Genomic DNA, 19,770 nt, shown 5'->3' on the forward strand with positions numbered 1-19,770 from the left:
GGCTCTCCTCGGTGCGGTGCGGGTCGTAACCGTCTCGGGGTGCGGGGTCGTAGCGTCGCGGACCTGGTGCGGGCGGGCCGCTCAGCGTCGGGCTGGCCAGGTGAGCTCGGTCGTGCCGGGCTCGACCCGGGTCAGCACGAGCCGTCCGGCGGCCACCTCCCGCTCCGGTGCCCGCCCGTCGGAGCGCACCCGGAGCCGCCGGACGTCGACGACGCCGAACACGGCGAGGTCGAGCTCGATCCGCCCGGTCACGTTCGGCGGCAGTGTGACGGTCAGGTGCGATTGCTCTGGCCGCCCGGGCTGTCGCTCTGGTCGCCCCGGCCGCCCAGGTTGCCGGTCGAGCCGCACCCGGACCGGTCCGCGTACCGTCGGGACGGTCGCGCGCAGCCAGCGCAGCGGGCCGGGCTGCGGGGCGACGAGCAGCTCGCGGGCGCCGGGGGCGAGCGGTCGTACCCCGGCGACGAACCGGGGCACGATGTTGGCCGGCGCCGAGCCCCAGGCGTGCGAGAAGGTGGTGTTCGGCTTGATCGACGGGTCCCACGCCTCCGTCAGGATCGTCGCGCCGAGGTCGTCGATCATGTGCAGCCAGGAGGACTGCTCCCGGCTGGTCAGCAGGGCGTGGGCGGCATCGGCCAGACCGGCCCGGTAGAGCGCCTCCAGCAGGAACTGCGCGCCGTAGACGCTGACCCGCATGCCACCGGCGGCCAGCCACTCACCCAGCGCCCGGACGTGCCGCTCCTCCGCGACCCCGAGCGCGAGCGGGAACGCGGTGGCGTGCTGCGCCCGGTGGTCGGTGCCGATCCCGTCCCGGTAGGCGCCGACGTCCGGATCGAGCAACTCGGCGTTGAGCGCGCCGCGCAGCCGAGCGGCCAGCCCGGCGTAGCGCTCCCGGTCGGCGGGGCGGTCGAGGACTCCGGCGATCCGGCCCAGCGCCTCGAAGGCGGCGTACTGCCAGGCGTTGACCACGGTGTTGACCCGGGTGAAGACGTACCCGTCGCGGTTGCTCGCCGGCCAGTCGACCAGGTCGGCGTTGGACTGGCTGGAGCTTCCCGGGTCCTTCTCCACCAGGCCGGCCGGGTTCAACGCCTCGTCGAGCTGCCGGTCGACGAAGAGGTCGTAGTCGGCGGCCAGGTTCGACGGGTCACCCGTGGCCAGGTAGTCCTGCCAGGCGGTGAGTACGGTCTGCAATCGGTACTCGGCCGGCCAGGTGGGACGCCGGGCCAGGTAGGAGGTGGAGTACCGGGCCAGCGCGTACGACCGCTGGGTGGCGTACTCGGAGAGCTGGTTGACGATGGCGTCACCCTCGTACGGGCCGCGTTCCCGGGTCGGGGTGTCCTGGTAGAGGTCCTGCCGGGTCGCCTCGATCGAGTACCGGCACATCTCCCAGACCCGGTCCAGGTCGGGGTCGGAGCTCTCGAACGCCGCATCCCCGTCCCGCCACGGCAGGGTCAGCACCGCCGCCTCGACCGAACGGGTCAGCTCCAGCGCCGGGTCGGCGACCAGCTCGACCCAGCGGAAGGCCCGGTAGCCCCAGTGTTCGAGCCGCTGCCAACCGTCCCGCAGGGTCCAGACCTCCCGATAGGTCTGCCCCGCCCGCAGCTCGTACCGGGCACCGGTCTCGGTGCGTTCCTCGCCGAGCCGGACCTCGACGGTCTGCCCGGCCGTGCCGGCGACCGAGAGCCGGAGGCCACCGACCACCTCCCGGCCCAGGTCGAAGAGCCAGCGCCCCGGTTCGAGCCGGTGCACCTCGACCGGGCCCCGGTAGCGGTATTCCAGGTTGCCGACCCAGGCCGGCTCCAGCGGCCGGGTCAGCGGGGCGGCCGCCGCCGGCTGCCAGCCGGAGTCGTCGAAGCCGGCCCGGGTCCATCCGACCGGCTCCCGCCGGGCGTCGAGGTACTCCTGCGGCGCCTGGTAGTAGCCGCCGCCGGTGAAGCCCGCCGGTGGCCGCCACGACCCGGCCCGGCGGGCGCGCCAGCTCTCGCCGGTGCCGAAGACCTGCCGGGTGCCGTCGGTGTAGACCACGACGAGTTGGGCGAGGAAGGCTCGTTCCCGGGCGGAGTAGCAGAGCGCGGCGAGCGCGTTGCGGCCGGGCCGCAGCAGCCGGGTCACGTCGTGGGTGGCGTAGCGGGCCTCCCCCGCCATCGCCCGGACCGGGCCGACCCCGGCGATCTCGTCGTTGACCCGGAGCTGGTAGACGTACTGCCGGGCCGGCTCGGGCGACTGGCCGGTCGCGTAGACGTAGCCGGCGGCCACCGGCTTTGCCGGCAGCACCACCTCGGTACGCAGCAGCGCCCAGTCGTTGCTCTCGCCGAGCGTCGCCAGCACCGAACGGCCCCGGTCGAGGACCAGGTCACCCTCGCTGACGGCGCCGCCACCGGGTGCGAACACCCCCGGTCCGGTCGAGAAGTCCTCGTCGACCAGCACCGCACCGGTCGGGTCGGTGAAGGTGGCGGAGTGGAACCGCTGCGCCTCGGTGCTGCCGTTGCGGAATCCGATACTGCCGGCGCCGTACGTGCTGTCCACGGTGGTGTCGACGAGCACGTCTCCGAGGTAGGTCCGGATGGTGGGGCCGGCGAGGTCGACCCGCAGCCGCAGTGGCGTCCCCACCGGCACGGACTCGGGCAGCGGCCTGTCGGCCAGCACCGTGTAGCTGCCGTTGCGCTGCACGTGCGTACGCAGCACCCCGGGCGTGCCGGCCCGGAGTTGCCAGAGATAGTTGTTGGCGGTGTCCTGCGCCCGGAACCAGAGGCTGGCGGCGACCGAGGTGATGGTCACCGAGACCTCGAAGGTGCCGTCGCCGAGTCGGAGCGTGCCGTCGGGGGCCCAGATCGGCTCGGCGGCCCAGGTGTCCCCGGCGGCGGTGACGACCCGCTGCGGCGCGGACCACGCCGAGACCCGTCCCGGGTCCGCCCAGGTACGCACCCGCCAGTGGTAGACCGAACCGGGACGCAGCGGGGGCCCGGCGTACGGCACGGCGGTGGAGTCGGCGGAGACGACCCGGCCGCTGTCCCAGACCACCCCGCCCCGGCGGAACAGTTCGGGCGCGGCATGCGCGACCTGCACCTGGTAGGCGTACTGCCGGGGCGCGCGGCCGAGCGCCGGCACGATCCAGCTCAGCCGGGGACGGTCGGCGGCGATCCCGAGTGGATCGTCCAACAGAGAGGTCAGCAGCCCCGCCGGGGCGGACGGTCCGCTGGGACCGGTGGCTCCGGCAGCGGTGGCCGGGGTGACGGCGGTGCCGAGCACGGCTCCGGATGCGACGGTGGCGCCGAACGCGGATCCGGAGGCGGTGGCGCCGATGGCGAGGGCACCGCCGGTGCCGAGCAGCCCTCGGCGGGACAGCCCCGAGGTCGCAGCGGCGGCGCGCTCGGCGCTCCGGTCAAGGCCCTGCGGGCGGTTCTGCTCAGGGTTCTGCGCGCGGTTCTGCTCAGGGTTCTGGGCGGCGTTGGGCTGGTACACCCCGACCTCCTGCCTGAATCGTTTCAGGCAGGTTAACGCCGCGGGCGGCTCCGCCGGAAGACGCCGGGCTGGCCGGATCCGGCCAGGCCCCGGCAGCCGCCGGCCGTTGCGGCGCTCCGCCGCGGCCTGTCGCAGGGGCCACGTGAGGCGGGTTACCTCCGGACCGGGCCGGCCGGGCCGGTTTGCCGCAGTACCGTGAAGCCGTGCCAACGAAAGACGTTCTCACCAGCGCAGACCTGACCGAGCTGCAGCAGTCCGCACTCGGCACGGCCGACCCGCTGGGCATCGCCGCCGAGCTGGCCGAAGCGGTCGAGCAGGGGCGGCTCGCCGACCCGGCCGACACCGGCCGGGCCCTGACCCTGGCCGCCGAGATCGCCGAGACCAGAGCGAGGCTCGACGCCGCGCTGCGGTACGCGGACCGCGCCGTGCAGGCGTACGCGGAGCACACCGGGCCGGACGCCGGTTTCGCCCGGGCCCTGCACGCGCGGATCCTGTTCCGCACCGGCCGGTCCGACGAGGCGCTCGCCGAACTCAGCGCGCTGCGCCCGCTGCTCGACTCGCAGCCGGACGCCGCCGCCTACCTCAGCGCCGCGCTGGAGGTCGGCGGCCGGACCGACCTCGCCGAGCAGTGGCTCACCGAGGCGGTGGAGACCGCACTCCGCGACCGCACCGCCGAACCGACCGCGCAGGAGGCGGCCGGACTGCTTTTCTTTCTGCTGCAACAGCGGCACCGGGTGCGCCGCGAACTCGCCCTGCCGCACGACCAGAACGACAACCTGGCCGACCGGCTGGAGAACGAACTGTTCCGCACCGCCACCACGGCGACCGAGCCGGACCCGGCGGAGCGGCTCTTCCTGCCCCGCGAGGAGTTCGGGGCGCTGCTGGCGCGCTGGCCCGGCTCGGTCGAGGCGTACGGGCGGGACTGGGACGAGCACCGGGCCCGGATCCAGCGGGAACTGGTCCGGTTGGCCGACTCGGGCCGGGTCGGGGTCGGCCCGCTGCGCGGCGAGGTCGACGGGCTGGCCGGGCACGCCGAACGAACCGGTGCGGATCCCGCCGGAACGTCGACCCGGGCCGGCTACGCAGCCGAGCTGGTCGGACGAGGGGCGCAGCTCCCGTGGCCGCCGGAGCGGAACGAGGCGTGCTGGTGCGGGTCGGGTCTCAAGTACAAGAAGTGCTGCCTGCCGCGTACCCGAGGGTAACGGCGACCCGTTCGTTCCTGCCTGATCGGCGCGGCGTGGGACGAGCGCCCCGCCGCGCCCGCGAGGCGCCGGGTCCAGCACGGCATCTCCGGCCCGGCCGGCCGCGTGACCGGGTCAGTTGGCGGTGAAGAGCAGCGAGACGTTCTGCCCGCCGAAGCCGAACGAGTTGCAGAGCGCCGCGTCGATCCGCTGCTCGCGCGGCGCACCGCTGACGACCTCCAACTCGACCTCCGGGGCCTTGTGGTCGAGGTTCAGGGTGGGCGGGATGACGCCGTTGGTGACCGAGAGCAGGGTGAGGATGCCCTCCACCGCGCCGGCCGCGCCGACCAGGTGACCGAGACTGGACTTCGGCGCGGTGAGCACGACCTCGACACCGAGCGCCTGCTGGATGGCGCTCGCCTCGCCGACGTCGCCGACCACGGTGGAGGTGGCGTGGCAGTTGACGTGGCCGACGTCGGCCGGTTGCAGCCCGGCGTCGGTCACGGCGTTACGGATCGCCCGGATCTGTCCGGCGCCGCTCGGGTCCGGACCCGTGATGTGGTGGGCGTCGGCGGTGATGCCGTAACCGGCCAGCCGGCCGATCACCCGCGCGCCCCGCGCCGCCGCGAAGTCCGCCCGCTCCAGGATCATCACCCCCGCCCCCTCGCCGAGCACGAAGCCGTCCCGGTCGACGTCGAAGGGGCGGGAGGCCCGTTCCGGCTCGTCGTTGCGCTTCGACAGCGTGCGCGCCTGGGCGAAGCCGGCGATGGTCAGCGGTGCGATGGCCGCCTCCGCGCCACCGGCGATCACGACATCGGCCTCGCCGGAGCGAATCAGCCGGACGGCCAGCGCCAGCGCCTCGGCGCCGGAGGCGCAGGCGGAGACGGTGGTGTAGACGCCGGCCCGGGCGCCGTACTCCAGGCTGACCCAGGCCGCGGGTCCGTTCGGCATCAGCATCGGCACGGTGAGCGGGGAGATCCGGGCCGGCCCCCTCTGCTCCAGCACGTCGTCCTGGGCCAGCAGCGTGGAGACGCCGCCGATCCCGGTGCCGATCACCACGGCGAGGCGCGCCGGATCAACCTCGGGGCCGCCGGCGTCGGACCACGCCTGCCGGGCGGCGACCAGCGCGGCCTGCTGGCAGCGGTCCATCCGGCGGGCCTGCACCCGGGGCAGCACCGAGTCCGGCGCGACGGCCATCGGGGCGGCGATCTTCGTCGGCAGGTCCTCGGTGTGTGGGAAGGAGGCCATCATGTCGTCGACGCGGCGTACGCCGGAGCGGCCGGCGAGCATCCCCTGCCAGAGAGAGTCGACATCCCCGCCGAGCGGGGTGGTGGCGCCGAGTCCGGTGACGACGACCTCCCGGCCGCTCATGCTGATCTCCTCGTCGTGTCCGCGGTGCGTCCCCTTGTCCTCCGCAAGTTGTATCGCATACAACTAAGAGATGTCCACCGAGCCGCCCAGGGCCCGTGGCCGGCGTACCCGCGCGCAGATCCTCGAACATGCCGCCGCCCTCTTCGCCGAGCGCGGCTTCGACGCCGTCAGCGTGGCCGAGATCGCCGCCGCCGCCTCGGCCCACCCGCACCAGATCACCTACTACTTCGGCTCCAAGGACGGTCTGTTCGTGCACGCCGCCTTCATGCTGCTGCTCCGGGACGCCGAGCGGTTGGAGCCGGTCGGCCTGCGCCGACGCACCCCGGCGGCGTTCCGCACGGCGCTGGCCCGCAGCGCGCTGACCCTGCCGGCGGTCCCCATCGCGGTGCAGGCGATGTCGATCACCAGGCGCCGCCGCGAGCTGCGGCCGGTGGCCGAACAGAGCCTCGCGGTGCTCTTCCGCAAGGCACAGAGCTACCTCGCCGCGATCCTCGACCGGCACGGCTGGGTCATCGACCGCCCGGCCGACGTGGAGGCCCGCACCTTCTGGAGCACCGTCCTCGGTGCCCGGTTGATCTCGGAGTCCGGTTTCGACGGCAGCGCCGACGACATCGACCTGGCCGGCGTGCTCACCGTCCGCGCGCCGACCGATCCGGACTGACCGGTGGGCTGGGCGCGATCCGGATTGACCGGTGGGCTGGGCCGCGACCGAATTGACCGGTGGGGCCGGCAGCGGTGCTACCGGCGCGCCAGGTTACCGGCGCGGCGACGGCGAGGTCACCTGCGAGGCGGGGCCAGGGCGTGACGACAGCGGGGCTACCGACGTGACGACAGCGGGGCTACCGACGTGACGACAGCGGGGTTACCGGCGTGACGACAGCGGGGTTACCGGCGGGGCCGACAGTGGCGGGCGCGTCGGGCCGCGGAGCACCCGCAGCGCCACCCTCGGGTGTGCCAGCGCCGCCGGCGGCCTGACCAGGTGCTGCACGTCGGTCAGCACCCGCAACACGTACGGGTCCCGGTCGGCCACGTCGGAGGCCCGGTCGAAGTACCAGTGCGAGAGCCGGCCACGGCGCCCTGGCCGGACCGCTCCGGCGGCGGCGAAGCGCAGGTCCGTACCGGTGGCGATGGTCCACGCGGTGGCACTGCACCCGGCCACGGTGACCTGGGCGGCCCGCCCGAACCGCCCCCGGTGGGTCCGAAGGTGGTCACGGAGCACCACCGCGGTCTGCGCGGCGACACTCATGCCCTGGCCGTAGACGGGGTTGAAGGCGCAGGCCGCGTCCCCGACCACCAGGAAACCCTCCGGCCAGCGCGGCATCGTCTCGTAGTGCCGGCGGTGGTTGGCGGTCCGCCGGAAGCCGTGGATCGGCCCGTCCGGCTCGGCGTCCCGGATCGCCTCGTAGATCAGTGGACTGCGCAGGTTGCGGGTGAACTCCAGGAAGCCTGCCTCGTCGGTCGGCGGCGCCTCGGCCCCGAAGCCCCCGAGGGTGACCATCCAGCGGCCGTTCTCGATCGGATAGAGGACACCGGCGCGGCTGATCTGCGGCGGCTTCGGCATCACCATGATGTTCTTCCAGCCGTCGGCGACACCCGGAGCCAGCCGGTACCGTCGGCTTGCATAGCCGAGCCCGGCGTCGATCCGGGTCTCCTCCGGGCGCCCGTAGCCGAGCCCCGCCAGCCAGTCCGGCGTACGGGAGCCTCGGCCGCTGGCGTCGACGACCAGGTCGGCGACGCAGCGGAGGGTCCCGGACCCGCCGTTGCGGACCCGGAACTCCACGCCGACGATCGACGCGCCGTCGTCGCCGGGGAGCAGCCCGACCACCTCCCGGGCGGCGAGGAACCTGATCCGGGGGTCCGCCGACAGTCGCTGCCGAATGGTCCAGTCCAGCAGTTCCCGGCTCGCGCCGACCAGGGTGTGGGTGGCCGGGAAGCGCTCCCGCCACCCGTTCGGACTCAGCGACAGCAGGTCGGTCGGCGCGGCGACCGGGACGGCACCCCGGTCGTACAACTCGGCCATCAGGCCGGGGAAGAGCCGGTCCAGGGCCCGCTGCCCGGAGGTGATCAACACATGCAGGTGCCGCGCCTGCGGGATGCCGGTACGCAGCCGCGGTCCGTCCGGAAAGCGGTCCCGGTCGAGTACGGTCACCTGCTCGACATGGTCGGCGAGGGTACGCGCGATGCAGAGACCGGCGAAGCTCCCACCGATGACCACGGCGGAACGGGGCTTTGACAGCGGCGATGACATACCTCCATCCTTACCGACACCGGCCCCCACCAGCACAAACCCTCATCGACGACGTGCCGGAGAGTCGTGATGCCGACTCTCCGGCACGGTGCGCAACCTCGTCGGCGGACCTCTACGGCGGACCCGCGCCGGCGCTACGGCGCACTCGGGTCACCGCTACGGCGGACCCGCACCGCCGCTACAGCGCATCTGCGACCGCTCGCGAGGTGGACGGAGCCTCGCCGGGGGCGCACGGACGTCACTCCAGGTGGAAGGTGGCGGATGCCTGTTCGGCGCTGCTGCTCACCGGCTCGACGTAGACCAGCCCGGACCGGTGCCGTAGGTACCTGCCGGCGAAGTTCCCCGCCTCCAGCGAGATCCCTGCGCTGCTGGCCAGGCCGGCCCGGCGGGTGAAGCTCGCGTCCGCGCGGAACTGCGCCGAGCCGTCGTCACGCTCCACGAAGACCTCGTAGTTGCGGTGCCGGAGGTAGTAGCCGGGGAAGTTCGTCGACTCCAGCGACACCGAGCCGGAGCCGGCGAGGCCGGAGACGATCCGGAACTGCGAGTCGGCCAGCGGCGACACGTTCGCCTCGACCCGCGCCCGGTAGTCGTAGTGTCGCAGGTAGGAACTGCCGAGATCCTGCGGGCGGAGCCGGACCGGAGTGGCGCCGTCCGGCACCGGAATGCCGAAGTTGGGGGTGCCGTCGGCGTTCCAGTACACCTTCTGGATCCGGGTACGCCGGTTGGGGTCGTTCAGCGGGTCGCCGTTGATGTCCCGGTAGCTGCGGTCGTGGTAGACGAGGATGTCGCTCTGGCCGTCCTCGGAGACGGTGAAGGAGTTGTGCCCGGGGCCGTACTGGCTGGTCGCGGCGTTGCTGGCGAAAACCGGGGTGGAACTCTTGGTCCAGGCGGAGGCGGAGAGCAGGTTCGCGCCCGCCGAGGCGGTCAGCAGGCCGACGCAGTAGTTGGCGTCGGTGGCGCTGGCCGAGTACGTCAGGAAGATCCGGCCGTTGCGCTGGATCACCGCCGGCCCCTCGGCCACCCGGTAACCCCGGGTCTCCCAGTCGTACGTCGGCACCGTCAGCCGGGTCACGGTGCCGGTGATCTGCCACGGGTTCGCACCCATCCGGGCGAGGTAGAGATTGGAGTTGGTGTTGATCCCCGGCTCGGACTGCGCCCAGACCAGGTAACGGACGCCGTTGGCCACGAAGGTGGAGGCGTCCAGCGAGAAGGTGTCCCAGGGGGTGCTGATCCGGCCGCGTTCGGTCCACGAGCCGGTCAGCGGGTTGGCGCCGGCGTTCTCCAGCACGTACATCCGAATCCGCCAGACGTCGTCGGAGCGGCCGGCGGCGAAGTAGACGTACCAGCGGCCGTTGATGAAGTGGATTTCGGGTGCCCAGATGTGCGCCGCCATCTCCCCGCTGGTGTGCCGGCGCCAGATCGTCGTCTCGGTGGCGCTGGCCAGTCCCTGCAGGGTGGTGGCGCGGCGGAGCACGATCCGGTCGTACTGCGGGACGGTCGCGGTGAAGTAGTAGTAGCCGTCGGTGTGCTTGAAGATGTGCGGGTCGGCGCGCTGGTTGGCCAGCGGGTTGGTGTAGTTCACCGCCGGAGCGGCGGCGGCCGGCGTACCGACCGGCAGCCCGGCGAGCAGCGCCAGCACCATCGCCAGCACGACGAGCAATGGCGTCGCCGTCCGTCGTCGCGGAGATCCGCTGCGGCACTTCGGCGTCATGACCAGCAACCTTTCGTCGATTCCGGCGAGCGTCCGGCCTGTTACCCCGGCATTACGGGAGAGTGTTACCGCTAACATGCTGGGCAGTCAAGGTTATCCATGGATCGTGAAGAAAACGCATTCCGGCTTGACATCGAAGAGTGTGACCGCAAACATCATCGATAGTCCGGGCCCAGCAGTGCCAGCAGCTTCCGCAGTCCTGGCCGCCGTGCCAGCGCCCCCGGCACAGGCAGCGGTGCCAGCACACCACGTGGTGCCGCAGCGCGTGTCACCGCAGCGCGTGGTGCCGCAGCGCGTGGTGCCGTACCGCGCGGCGCTGCGGCGTGGTGCCGTACCGCGGCGCTGCGGCGTGGTGCCGTACCGCGGCGCTGCGGCGCGCGCCTGGACTGGAGACTGCGTGGCGCCGCATCGCGTGCGGGCACTGACACACACCTCGACACACCTGTCAACCCGCGGCGTGCCGCCGTCCCCGGCGCCGCGGGCCGGCACCGTCCACCGGACGGACCGACGGAAGGAAGACTCATGGAGGCTCGCGCTTCCCTCCGGCCCGCCCCGCCGGGCCGGACCGGGCTCATCCGCACCACCACCGCGCTGGTGGTCGCCACCGCGCTCGCCGTCGTCGCGATGACCGTACCGACCCGGTCGGCCTCGGCCGCCACCGTCGACCCGAACGCCTGGTACGTCCTGCTCTCCCGGCACAGCGGCAAGGCCCTCGACGTCTACGACCGGTCCACCGTCGACGGTGGCCGGATCGTCCAGTGGAGCCGCAACGACGGCAACTGGCAACAGTGGCGGTTCGTCGACGCGGGCGGCGGCTACTACCGGGTGCAGTCCCGGCACAGCGGCAAGGTCCTCGACATCCGGGACTCCTCCACCGCCGACGGCGCGGAGGTGATCCAGTGGACCGACCAGGGCAGCACCGACCAGCAGTTCCGGCTCGTCGACTCGGACGGTGAGCACGTCCGGCTGATCAACCGGAACAGCGGCAAGGCCCTCGACGTCTGGGAGTGGTCCACCGCCGACGGCGGCCGAATCAGCCAGTACGCCGACCAGGGCGGCGCCAACCAGCAGTGGCGACCGGTCCGGGTCGGCTCGACCGGCGGGCCGGGAGGCCCGACCCCGACCCCCGGGCCCGGCACACCCACCCCCACCACCGGGCCGGGCACCCCCGGCTCGCCGCCGGCCGGCTATCCGGCGCCGATGCGGGTGACCGGTGACGTCGGGGTGCACGACCCGACCGTGGTCCGCCGGCCCGGCGGCGACTACCTGGTGGCGCACACCGGCAACAACATCTCGCTGAAGACCTCCACCGACCGGGTCGCCTTCCGTAACGCCGGATCGGTTTTCCCGAACGGCGCGCCCTGGACCACCGGCTACACCGGGGGCAGCCGCAACCTCTGGGCGCCGGACATCTCCTACCGGAACGGCCAGTACTACCTGTACTACTCGGCCTCGACCTTCGGCTCCAACCGGTCGGCGATCTTCCTGGCCACCAGCCCGACCGGCGCCTCCGGCAGTTGGACCGACCGGGGCCTGGTGATCGAGTCGCAGACGTCCGACAACTTCAACGCCATCGACCCGAGCCTGATCGTGGACGACCAGGGTCGCTGGTGGCTCGCCTTCGGATCGTTCTGGTCCGGACTCAAACTGGTCGCCCTCGACCCGGCGACCGGGAAGCGCTCGGACAACACGATCCGGGCCATCGCCGGTCGGAACGGCGGCGCGATCGAGGCACCGACGCTGGTCAAGCGGGGCTCCTACTACTACCTGTACGTCTCCTTCGACCGCTGCTGCCAGGGCGCGTCCAGCACCTACCGGGTGATGGTGGGTCGCTCCACCAGCGTGACCGGCCCGTTCGTCGACCGGAACGGCACCGCGCTCACCTCGGGCGGCGGCACGCAGGTGCTCGCCTCGCACGGCGACATCCACGGCCCCGGCCACCAGACGGTGCTCGCCGACACCGACGGGGACTTCCTCGTCTACCACTACTACGCCAACAACGGCGCCTCGCTGCTCGGCATCAACCGGCTCGGCTACGACCAGGCCGGCTGGCCCTTCGTCTACTGAGAATCCCCACCACGACCGCCGGCCACAACTGCCACCGCACCGCGAGCACGACATATCGAACCCGCGCATCGACCACCGCATCGACTACAGGGAGCATCACCATGACAGCGCTGGATCCCCGCCGGCTCGTCCCGGCCCGGCGGCGAGGCTGGCGAGCCGGACTCGCCGCCGGGCTGGCCGCCGTGGTCGCCGCTGCCGGCATCCTCGTCGCCGGCCCGCCGGCCTCGGCCGCCACCGCCGACCCGAACGTCTACTACGTGCTGGTCAACCGGCACAGCGGCAAGGCCCTCGACGTCTACGACCTGGCCACCGGCGACGGCGCGCCGATCAACCAGTGGGCACGCAACGACGGCAACTGGCAGCAGTGGCGGTTCCTGGACGCCGGTGGCGGCTACTACCGGGTGCAGTCCCGGCACAGCGGCAAGGTGCTGGAGCTGCCGAACTCCAACGACGGCGTGCAACTGGTGCAGAACGCCGACGACGGCTCCACCCGGCAGCACTTCCGGCTCGCCGACTCGGCCGGTGGCTACGTACGCCTCGTGAACCGGGCCAGCGGCAAGGCCCTGGACGTCTGGGAATGGTCCACCGCGGACGGCGCGATGGTCTCCCAGTACCAGGACCTTGACGGCGCCAACCAGCAGTGGCAGATGGTCAACGTCGGCTCGGTCGGCGGCGGCAACCCGAACCCGACCCCCGGCACCTTCACCAACCCGATCAAGCGGAACGGGCCCGATCCGTGGCTCCAGCACCACAACGGCTACTACTACCTCGCCACGACCACCTGGAACTCGACCATCACCATGCGCCGGTCGCGCACCCTCGCCGGCCTGGCCAGCGCCGCCGACCAGGTGGTTTTCAACCTCTCCGGCCGGCCGAACGGCTGCTGCAACATGTGGGCGCCGGAGTTTCACCTGATCAACGGACCGAACGGCAACCGGTGGTACCTGTACTACGTCGCCGGCCAGAACGTCAGCGACTTCAACCCGACGCAGCGGCTGCACGTGCTGGAGAGCGCCGGCAGCGACCCGATGGGGCCGTACACCTTCAAGGCCGACCTGGGCAGCGACTGGCAGCTCGACGCCAGCGTGCTGCGGGTGAACAACAACCTCTACCTGCTCGGCACCTACAACGCGGGCGGCAGCTACGGGCAGAGCCTCTTCATCACGCCGCTCAGCAACCCCTGGACGATCAGCGGCTCCCGGGTCAGGCTCTCGTCGCCGACCCTGAGCTGGGAGCGGCAGACCCATCCGGTGAACGAGGGCCCGGAACCGCTCTACCGCAACGGCCGCACGATGATCGTCTACTCCGCCAGCGCCTGCTGGGGCCCCGACTACAAGCTCGGCCTGCTGACCCTCACCGGCAGCAACCCGCTGAGCGCGTCGTCCTGGACGAAGAGCGCCAACCCGGTGTTCCAGCGCAGTGACGCCAACAGCGTCTTCGCGCCGGGCCACAACGGCTTCTTCAAATCACCGGACGGGACCGAGGACTGGATCGTCTACCACGCGAACGACTCGGCGGGCGGCGGTTGCGACATGAACCGCTCGACCCGGGCCCAGAAGTTCACCTGGAACAGCGACGGCACCCCCAACTTCGGCGCCCCGGTACGGCTCGGCACCCAGCTCCCCGCCCCCTCCGGCGAGTAACACCCAGGTGTAAGAAAGGGCCCCCGCTACAACAGAAAACGATATGCGGGGGCCCTTCCTTACACCTCGACGGTGAGGGCCGTCGTGCCTGGCTCGTCGAGGCGGAACGTCGCGGTGCGGCCGGCGGCCGACACCTCGTATTCGCCGAGGAAGCCGGTGAACCGGAGCCGGCCGTGCTCGTCGGTGCCGAGGGGGGTCGGTGGCAGCCACCACTCGTCCCGGACCAGCGAGCGGAGTGCGGCGTAGGACGGCTTCGGCGTGCCGTCGGCCCGGACGAAGCCGCCCGGTGCTCCCAGCCAGCCGCCGTCCACCATTCCCCAGTACGTGCTCGCCCGTACCGACGGGTGGGACAGCAGGGTCTTGTAGTGCCGGACGATCTCGTCGGCCTGCCGCTCCTCCCCCGCCGGGGTGCTGGGCCACTCGGTGGGCTGGTAGTCGTTGAGGTCGATGATCTCCGGCGGCATGAGGTGGCCGGAGAGCAGCGTCGTCTCGGTGAAGTGGATCGGCAGGCCGTAGCGGGCGAACCTGTCGACGATGCCGAGCGTCTTCTCCTCGCCCCAGTAGCCCTGGTGCATGTGGCTCTGCAGCCCGAGCGCGTCGATCCGGATCCCGGCCTCCAGCACCCCCTCGATCAGGCACTCGTAGGCGGCGGACATGTCGAAGTCGTTGAGCAGCAGGGTGGCGGACGGGTTCGCCTCGCGGGCCGCGTCGAAGACCATCCGGACCAGCGGGATGCGGCCCAGCTCCCGGCAGATCCGGGTCAGGCCGTTGTCGTACCTGTCGAAGATCGGCATGATCACGACCTCGTTGATCACGTCCCAGGTGTCGATCAGGCCGGCGAAGTCGGTCACCTCCCGGCGGATCCGCTCCAGTTGCACCTGCGTGATCTCGGGGTTGGTCAGCTCGGTCAGCCACTCGGCGGTCACCGTGTGCCAGGCCAGCGGGTGTCCCTTCACCAGGCAGCCCCGGTCGGTGAACCAGCGCGCCGTCTCGCGCAGCCGGCGGGTGTCCGGCCGGCCCCGCTCGGGCTCGAAGCGTCCCCAGTAGAACGGCAGGGTGGCGAAGTTGAACAGGTCGAGCCACTGCTCGGCCAGCCGCTCGGCCGGGCCCGTTCCGGCCTCCACCGGACCCGCCCCGGCCTCCACCGGACCCGCCCCGGTCTCCACCGGACCCGCCCCGGTCTCCACCGGACCCGCCCCGGTCTCCACCTGGCCCACCCCGGCCTGGAGCAGCTCGCCGTTCGCCAGCGGGATGAACTCGAAGCCCGTGCAGCCGAACAGGAACGCGTGTGCGCGCTGGGTGACCACCACCTCCTGGCCGGCGAGCGGGACTCCCCCGCTGGTGACGGTCAGGGTCGCGGCGGCTGTCCGGTGCTGCCGGATCAGGGCGTCGGTGTCGGACGGCATCGCGGTCCTCCATCGGTCGGTAGACGATACGGCCGGCCTACCGTACGCCGGGTGAAGCCACCGTCGACCGGTGCGCGGCCGGATGGGCAATGATCGGACGCGAGTCGTCCGGCAAGTGCAGATGCACGTGCATCTGCACTTGCATCGATCTTTCGACGCCGGCAGAATTTCACCATGTCGATTGAGGGAACCGGATGACCGCGACGCGGACACCGCAGCGTACGGGGACGGACGGATCGGCTGGACCGACGGCACGGGCCGTGGCCGTCCTGCTCGGCGTCGAGTTGCTGCTGACCGCGCTCGCCATCGGCGCGGCCGCACTGGAACAGCCTGCCCTGGCCGTCATGGCCGGCACCGCCGCCATCACCCTGGCCGGCGAGATCGTGCGCCGGTTCCTGACCCCGCCTGCCGCCCTGACTCCGCCGGCCACGGAGAGACAGGGCGGCCCGGCCCGGGCCGAGACCGACCAGGTAGCGTCGACCGGCGTGGGCGACGCACCGGACCCGGGCCGTGGTGCCGGTGGACCGGCGCAGGGCAGGAGCGGCTGAGCCATGCGCCTGGTGTCGCTGCTCCCCTCCGCGACGGAGATCGTCTACGCCCTCGGCCTCGGCGACGATCTCGTCGGCGTGACGTTCGAGTGTGACGAGCCGCCGTCGGCCCGGACCGACAAGACCGTCGTGGTCGGGGGTCGGGACACCCGCGGCATGACCCCGGCCGCGATCGACGACTATGTCAAGGCGCAGATGGCGGCGGGTGCCGACCTCTACACCCTGCACGCCGACGCGCTCGCCGGCCTGGCGCCGGACCTGATCCTGACCCAGGACCTCTGCCGGGTCTGCGCGCTGCCGTCCGGCCACGTCACGGACGCCCTCGACCATCTCGGCTGCCGCGCCGACGTGCTGTCACTGGACCCGTACTCGCTGGAGGAGGTCTTCGGGACCATCCTGGCGGTGGGCGAGCGGACCGGCGTGCCGGATCGGGCCGAGGCGCTGCTGGCCGGGCTCCGGGACCGGCTCGCGGCGGTGGCCTCGGCCGTGCGGGGCCGGCCGCGGCCCCGGGTCGCGGTGCTGGAGTGGGTCGAGCCGCCCTTCACCGCCGGGCACTGGGTGCCGGACCTGGTCCGGGCGGCCGGTGGCGAGCCGGTCGCCGCCCGGCCCGGTGCCCGCTCGGTGCAGACCACCTGGCAGGAGTTCGCCGACGCGGCGCCGCAGGTCGTGCTCGTCACGCCCTGCGGCTTCCACCTGGCGGGCGCGGCCGAGCAGGCGGAACCGGTGGCCGGCCACCTGCCCGGCGTCGCGGTGTGGGCGGTCGACGCGGACGGCCTGGTCGTCCGCCCCGGCCCCCGACTGGTCGACGGCGTCGAGGCGATCGCCGCGATCCTGCATCCGGACGCCGTGCCCGAGCCGCCCGAGGGCGCTGTCCTCCGGATTGCCTAGTGGCGACCTGCCGGCCCTCCCCCCGCCGGCTCTCGCCGTGGGGCCATGGGGGGAGAGCCGGTCGGCATTCGTTCAGCAGGGGCCGAGGTCACGCCACTGGGCGGTCAGCCCCGGCTCGGATCCCTGGGTCCACCAGTTCGCCTGCCAGAGTCGCCCGTTGTGCCGCACCCGGGCGCCCTCCAGGTAGACCGTTCCCCAGTTCCACGCGGGCGCACCCGCGCAGTTGGCCGGCGGCGGGGTGGTCGGCGGAGTCGTCGGCGGCCGGGTGGTGGGCGGTGGCGTCGTCGGCGGCCGGGTGGTCGGCGGAGTCGTCGGGCAGGCACCGCCGCTGCCCACCGTGTCGACGTGGCCGGTCCCGGCCGACCGGTACGCGGCGACCCGGTTCTTCGCCTCGGCGGTGCTGATCACCTCCCGGTCGGTGTAGTAGAGGTAGTCGACCTGCTGGATGTAGCTGGCCAGCCCGGTCCCGGTCCGTCCGGTCAGGTCGATGAACCAGAGGTTGAAGTTGATCGACATGGGGGTTTCCGGGTAGTACCGGTCGCCGTGGTCGGCCACCTGCTGGCCGTCCACGTAGTACTTCACCCGCCCGCCGGAGACGGTGAAGACCAGGTCGTGCCAGCCGGCGAAGCTGGACCGCTGGGCGGTGTGCGTGTTGTCGGCCTGCCAGGGCTCGTTCTGGTAGGTCTCCCAGGTGGTCTGGTAGAAGATCGGCCCCTGCTCGCCCCACCCGCCGTTCGGCAGGTACTCGAAGTCGATCTCGCCGTAGTTCGGGTCGAGCGGCCGGTCCAGCGGCGTGATGGTGAAGAACGTCTCCACCAGGTGGTCACCGTCCGGCCCGGACTGCGGTGCGTCGGTGAACCGGACCCGGCTGGCATAGGTGCCCTCGTAGAACTTCCGCTGGTGGAAGAACTCGGCGTGGCTGGTGCCGCCGGCCGTCCCGTCGGTCCGGGCGGCGAGCTGGAGGACCTTCTGCCCGCCGTCGGTGGGGAAACTGACGTTCGACGCCGGCCAGGCCGCGCCGGGCACGCCCGGACCGCCGGCGTTGGTGCGGACGGTCCAGCCCCGCGCGGAGATCGCGGGGTCGGACGCCGACGAGTAGCCGAAGTCGTCGAAGAGAACGCCGCAGGTGGCGGCGGCCGGCGCGGCGGCCGGTACGGCACCGGCGGTGGTCGCGGTGATGCCGGCGAGCGTGCCGGCGGCCAGCATGGCCGCGGCGCCGGCCGCGAGACTTCGCGCGCTGGGTCTGGGTCTGGGTCTGGTTGACACGAGGACTTCTCCTCCCGCTGGGGGTGACAAAGGGGGTGGCCGCGGCGCCGGCCGACGGTGCCCGGCACGCGGATGGTGACCAGGTGGGAGAGGTGCGACGGTGGGAGAGGTGCGACGGTGGGAGAAATGCGGCAGTGGGAGAAATGCGACGGTACGGGTGCCTAGCGGACCGCCCCGGCGGTGAGGCCGGTCCTGATCCGGCGTTGGAAGAGCACGTACGCGGCCAGCACCGGCAGCATCGCGATGGTGAGGCCGGCGAAGAGACCGCTCCAGTCACTGCGGTAGCCCTGACTCACGGAGAGGGCGGCGAGGCCCTGGGCCAGCACGTACCGCTCCGGGTCGGGGTTGAGCACCAGCGGCAGCAGGTACTGGTTCCACAACCCGAGAAAGTTGAAGATCGCGATGCTGACCAGCCCCGGTCGGGCCAGTGGCAGCATCACCCGGAAGAAGACGCCCCAGTGCGAGCAGCCGTCCAGGAAGGCCGCCTCGGCCAGGGCCGAGGGCAGCGACCGGAAGAAGCCGTGCAGGAAGAAGACGGTGAACGGCAGGGCGTAGGCGGTGTAGACCAGGATGAGCCCCGGATAGGTGCCGAGCAGGCCGAGTTGGCGTACCACGAAGAAGAGCGGCACCAGGGCGAGGAAGACCGGGAAGAGCAGACCCGCGACGAACAGGTAGTAGAGCAGTCGGTTTCCGGGGAACGCGTACCGGGCCAGGGCGTACGCGACCAGCGCGCCGAGCAGCATGGTCAGCAGCAGCGCGGTGCCGACCACTATCGCGCTGTTCAGGAAGTAGCTGCCGATCGACGCCTCGTTCCAGGCCCGGGACCAGTTGTCGAACCGGGGCGTCGCCGGCACCGTCCACGGGCTGGTCAGGATCTCCTGGTCGGTCTTGAGCGAGCTGAGCACCGCCCAGAGCAGCGGCACGGTGACCAGCCCTGCCCAGCCGACCAGGAAAAGGTGCGCGGCGGTGTCACCGAGCCGCCCGGTGCGGCGGTGCGGGAGGCGGACCGGCGCGGCGGGCGGCCGGCGACGCGCCGGGCGGTCGACGACGGTCGTCATGCCAGCTCCACCCGCTCCCGGCGGCCGGCCCGCAGCGCCAGGACGGCGAGGGCCAGGGTGAGGAAGAACAGCGCCACGCCCATCGCCGCGGCGTAGCCGAACCGGCCGTAGGTGAAGGCGTTGCGGTAGAGGCCGAGCCCGATGACCTCGGTGGCCCCGTCCGGGCCGCCGGGCCCGACCGTCATCACCTGGACCACCGCGAAGCCGTCCAGGGCCAGCACACCGAGGTAGACGAAGGCGACCTGCACGTTCTCCCGGAGCAGCGGCAGCACGACCCGGCGCAGCACGGCGAGCCGGCCGGCGCCGTCCAGCACCGCCGCCTCCAGGACGTCGCGCGGGATCGTCTCCATCGCGGCGGAGAAGAGCACCATGTAGAAGCCGACCGACGACCAGACCAGCACCCCGGCCACCGCCCAGAGCGCCAGGTGCGGGTCACCCAGCCAGGGCCGGGCCAGGAGGTCGAGGCCGACCGCCCGGAGCGCGCCGTTGAGCACGCCCTCGTTCGGGTGGTACACGAACTGCCAGAGCACCGCGATGATCGGCAGCGAGAGCAGTTGCGGGAAGAAGTAGGCGACCTTGTAGAACTCGCCGCCCCGGACCCCGCCGAGCACCGCGCTCCCCCGCCGTCCACCGAAGTTGACAAGCGCCGCGAGCAGCAGCCCGAGCCCGATGGTGACCGCCGGCACGACGAGCAGCAGCAGGGCGTTGTTGCGCAGCGCCGCCAGGAAGAGCGGGTCGTCGACGAGCCGCCGGAAGTTCTCCAGCCCGATGATTTCCACCTGCCCGGAGACCCCGGTCCAGTCGGTCAGCGCCAGATAGAACGCCTGCGCGTACGGGGAGAGCACGAAGACCGCGTAGAGCAGCAGTCCGGGCAGGATCGCCCCGGCGAGGAAGCGGTACTTGCCGTGCCGCAGGGCCGCCATC

General features: G+C 72.3%; 15 protein-coding genes. 6 read left to right on the forward strand and 9 right to left on the reverse strand.

Features of this window, described 5'->3' with window-relative positions; translation table 11 throughout:
- Positions 1-81 precede the first annotated feature (81 nt).
- Positions 82-3,459, reverse strand: a complete 3,378-nt coding sequence (locus ACN28C_RS27225; RefSeq protein WP_422770361.1) for a family 78 glycoside hydrolase catalytic domain — start codon at positions 3,457-3,459, stop codon at positions 82-84.
- Between the two features lie 203 nt (positions 3,460-3,662).
- On the opposite strand from ACN28C_RS27225, the gene ACN28C_RS27230 reads away from it, so the two are divergent.
- The gene (locus tag ACN28C_RS27230) at positions 3,663-4,661 is read left to right on the forward strand and encodes an SEC-C metal-binding domain-containing protein (RefSeq protein ID WP_422770362.1); all 999 of its coding nucleotides are present in this window, start codon (positions 3,663-3,665) and stop codon (positions 4,659-4,661) included.
- A gap of 114 nt (positions 4,662-4,775) precedes the next feature.
- Here ACN28C_RS27230 and ACN28C_RS27235 read toward each other — a convergent pair whose 3' ends face one another.
- On the reverse strand, positions 4,776-6,011 hold the full coding sequence (locus ACN28C_RS27235) for a beta-ketoacyl-[acyl-carrier-protein] synthase family protein (RefSeq protein ID WP_422770363.1): 1,236 nt from the start codon (positions 6,009-6,011) through the stop codon (positions 4,776-4,778).
- Between the two features lie 70 nt (positions 6,012-6,081).
- Between ACN28C_RS27235 and ACN28C_RS27240 the strand changes: the two genes are divergently transcribed.
- Positions 6,082-6,672, forward strand: a complete 591-nt coding sequence (locus ACN28C_RS27240) for a TetR/AcrR family transcriptional regulator C-terminal domain-containing protein (RefSeq protein WP_422770364.1) — start codon at positions 6,082-6,084, stop codon at positions 6,670-6,672.
- A 201-nt stretch (positions 6,673-6,873) separates the two neighbouring features.
- Here ACN28C_RS27240 and ACN28C_RS27245 read toward each other — a convergent pair whose 3' ends face one another.
- The 3 genes from ACN28C_RS27245 to ACN28C_RS27255 all read right to left on the reverse strand — a co-directional run bounded on the left by ACN28C_RS27245 (position 6,874) and on the right by ACN28C_RS27255 (position 10,379).
- Complete coding sequence (locus ACN28C_RS27245) at positions 6,874-8,259, reverse strand: FAD-dependent oxidoreductase (protein ID WP_422770365.1); 1,386 nt, start codon at positions 8,257-8,259, stop codon at positions 6,874-6,876.
- A 238-nt stretch (positions 8,260-8,497) separates the two neighbouring features.
- Entirely contained in the window at positions 8,498-9,970 is a 1,473-nt protein-coding gene (locus tag ACN28C_RS27250; RefSeq protein WP_422770366.1) for a family 43 glycosylhydrolase, read from the reverse strand.
- Positions 9,971-10,238: 268 nt separating this feature from the next.
- A complete protein-coding gene (locus ACN28C_RS27255; RefSeq protein ID WP_422770367.1) occupies positions 10,239-10,379 on the reverse strand; it encodes a hypothetical protein in 141 nt (46 codons plus the stop codon).
- A 113-nt stretch (positions 10,380-10,492) separates the two neighbouring features.
- Here ACN28C_RS27255 and ACN28C_RS27260 point away from each other — a divergent pair, with 113 nt between their 5' ends.
- Together ACN28C_RS27260 and ACN28C_RS27265 are read left to right on the forward strand one after the other, a co-directional pair.
- Positions 10,493-12,037 carry an RICIN domain-containing protein gene (locus ACN28C_RS27260; RefSeq protein ID WP_422770368.1) on the forward strand — a complete coding sequence of 515 codons (1,545 nt, stop codon included), beginning with the start codon at positions 10,493-10,495 and terminating at the stop codon, positions 12,035-12,037.
- A gap of 101 nt (positions 12,038-12,138) precedes the next feature.
- The gene (locus ACN28C_RS27265; RefSeq protein WP_422770369.1) at positions 12,139-13,680 is read left to right on the forward strand and encodes a family 43 glycosylhydrolase; all 1,542 of its coding nucleotides are present in this window, start codon (positions 12,139-12,141) and stop codon (positions 13,678-13,680) included.
- Between the two features lie 59 nt (positions 13,681-13,739).
- Here ACN28C_RS27265 and ACN28C_RS27270 read toward each other — a convergent pair whose 3' ends face one another.
- A complete protein-coding gene (locus tag ACN28C_RS27270) occupies positions 13,740-15,086 on the reverse strand; it encodes an endo-1,4-beta-xylanase (protein WP_422770370.1) in 1,347 nt (448 codons plus the stop codon).
- 194 nt (positions 15,087-15,280) lie between these two features.
- On the opposite strand from ACN28C_RS27270, the gene ACN28C_RS27275 reads away from it, so the two are divergent.
- Positions 15,281-15,634 carry a hypothetical protein gene (locus ACN28C_RS27275; protein WP_422770371.1) on the forward strand — a complete coding sequence of 118 codons (354 nt, stop codon included), beginning with the start codon at positions 15,281-15,283 and terminating at the stop codon, positions 15,632-15,634.
- Positions 15,635-15,637: 3 nt separating this feature from the next.
- Complete coding sequence (locus ACN28C_RS27280; RefSeq protein ID WP_422770372.1) at positions 15,638-16,522, forward strand: cobalamin-binding protein; 885 nt, start codon at positions 15,638-15,640, stop codon at positions 16,520-16,522.
- Between the two features lie 72 nt (positions 16,523-16,594).
- Here ACN28C_RS27280 and ACN28C_RS27285 read toward each other — a convergent pair whose 3' ends face one another.
- From ACN28C_RS27285 to ACN28C_RS27295, 3 genes are all read right to left on the reverse strand, one after another.
- Entirely contained in the window at positions 16,595-17,788 is a 1,194-nt protein-coding gene (locus ACN28C_RS27285; RefSeq protein WP_422770373.1) for a carbohydrate-binding protein, read from the reverse strand.
- Positions 17,789-17,949: 161 nt separating this feature from the next.
- Positions 17,950-18,846 (reverse strand): carbohydrate ABC transporter permease, encoded by an 897-nt coding sequence (locus ACN28C_RS27290; protein ID WP_422770374.1) that lies wholly within the window; start codon positions 18,844-18,846, stop codon positions 17,950-17,952.
- The gene (locus tag ACN28C_RS27295; protein ID WP_422770375.1) at positions 18,843-19,769 is read right to left on the reverse strand and encodes a carbohydrate ABC transporter permease; all 927 of its coding nucleotides are present in this window, start codon (positions 19,767-19,769) and stop codon (positions 18,843-18,845) included. The genes ACN28C_RS27290 and ACN28C_RS27295 overlap by 4 nt, the downstream gene beginning before the upstream one ends.
- Position 19,770 lies beyond the last annotated feature (1 nt).

The sequence above is a fragment of the Plantactinospora sp. WMMC1484 genome, assembly GCF_049315195.1.
Classification (GTDB): Bacteria; Actinomycetota; Actinomycetes; order Mycobacteriales; family Micromonosporaceae; genus Plantactinospora.

Bases quoted from the DNA above. Each gene is read 5' to 3' on its own strand.
- ACN28C_RS27260 (WP_422770368.1), top strand. From the start codon at position 10,493: ATGGAGGCTCGCGCTTCCCTCCGGCCCGCCCCGCCGGGCCGGACCGGG.
- ACN28C_RS27275 (WP_422770371.1), top strand. From the start codon at position 15,281: ATGACCGCGACGCGGACACCGCAGCGTACGGGGACGGACGGATCGGCT.
- ACN28C_RS27265 (WP_422770369.1), top strand. From the start codon at position 12,139: ATGACAGCGCTGGATCCCCGCCGGCTCGTCCCGGCCCGGCGGCGAGGC.
- ACN28C_RS27280 (WP_422770372.1), top strand. From the start codon at position 15,638: ATGCGCCTGGTGTCGCTGCTCCCCTCCGCGACGGAGATCGTCTACGCC.
- ACN28C_RS27270 (WP_422770370.1), bottom strand. From the start codon at position 15,086: ATGCCGTCCGACACCGACGCCCTGATCCGGCAGCACCGGACAGCCGCC.
- ACN28C_RS27295 (WP_422770375.1), bottom strand. From the start codon at position 19,769: ATGGCGGCCCTGCGGCACGGCAAGTACCGCTTCCTCGCCGGGGCGATC.
- ACN28C_RS27235 (WP_422770363.1), bottom strand. From the start codon at position 6,011: ATGAGCGGCCGGGAGGTCGTCGTCACCGGACTCGGCGCCACCACCCCG.
- ACN28C_RS27240 (WP_422770364.1), top strand. From the start codon at position 6,082: ATGTCCACCGAGCCGCCCAGGGCCCGTGGCCGGCGTACCCGCGCGCAG.
- ACN28C_RS27245 (WP_422770365.1), bottom strand. From the start codon at position 8,259: ATGTCATCGCCGCTGTCAAAGCCCCGTTCCGCCGTGGTCATCGGTGGG.
- ACN28C_RS27250 (WP_422770366.1), bottom strand. From the start codon at position 9,970: ATGACGCCGAAGTGCCGCAGCGGATCTCCGCGACGACGGACGGCGACG.
- ACN28C_RS27290 (WP_422770374.1), bottom strand. From the start codon at position 18,846: ATGACGACCGTCGTCGACCGCCCGGCGCGTCGCCGGCCGCCCGCCGCG.
- ACN28C_RS27255 (WP_422770367.1), bottom strand. From the start codon at position 10,379: ATGCGGCGCCACGCAGTCTCCAGTCCAGGCGCGCGCCGCAGCGCCGCG.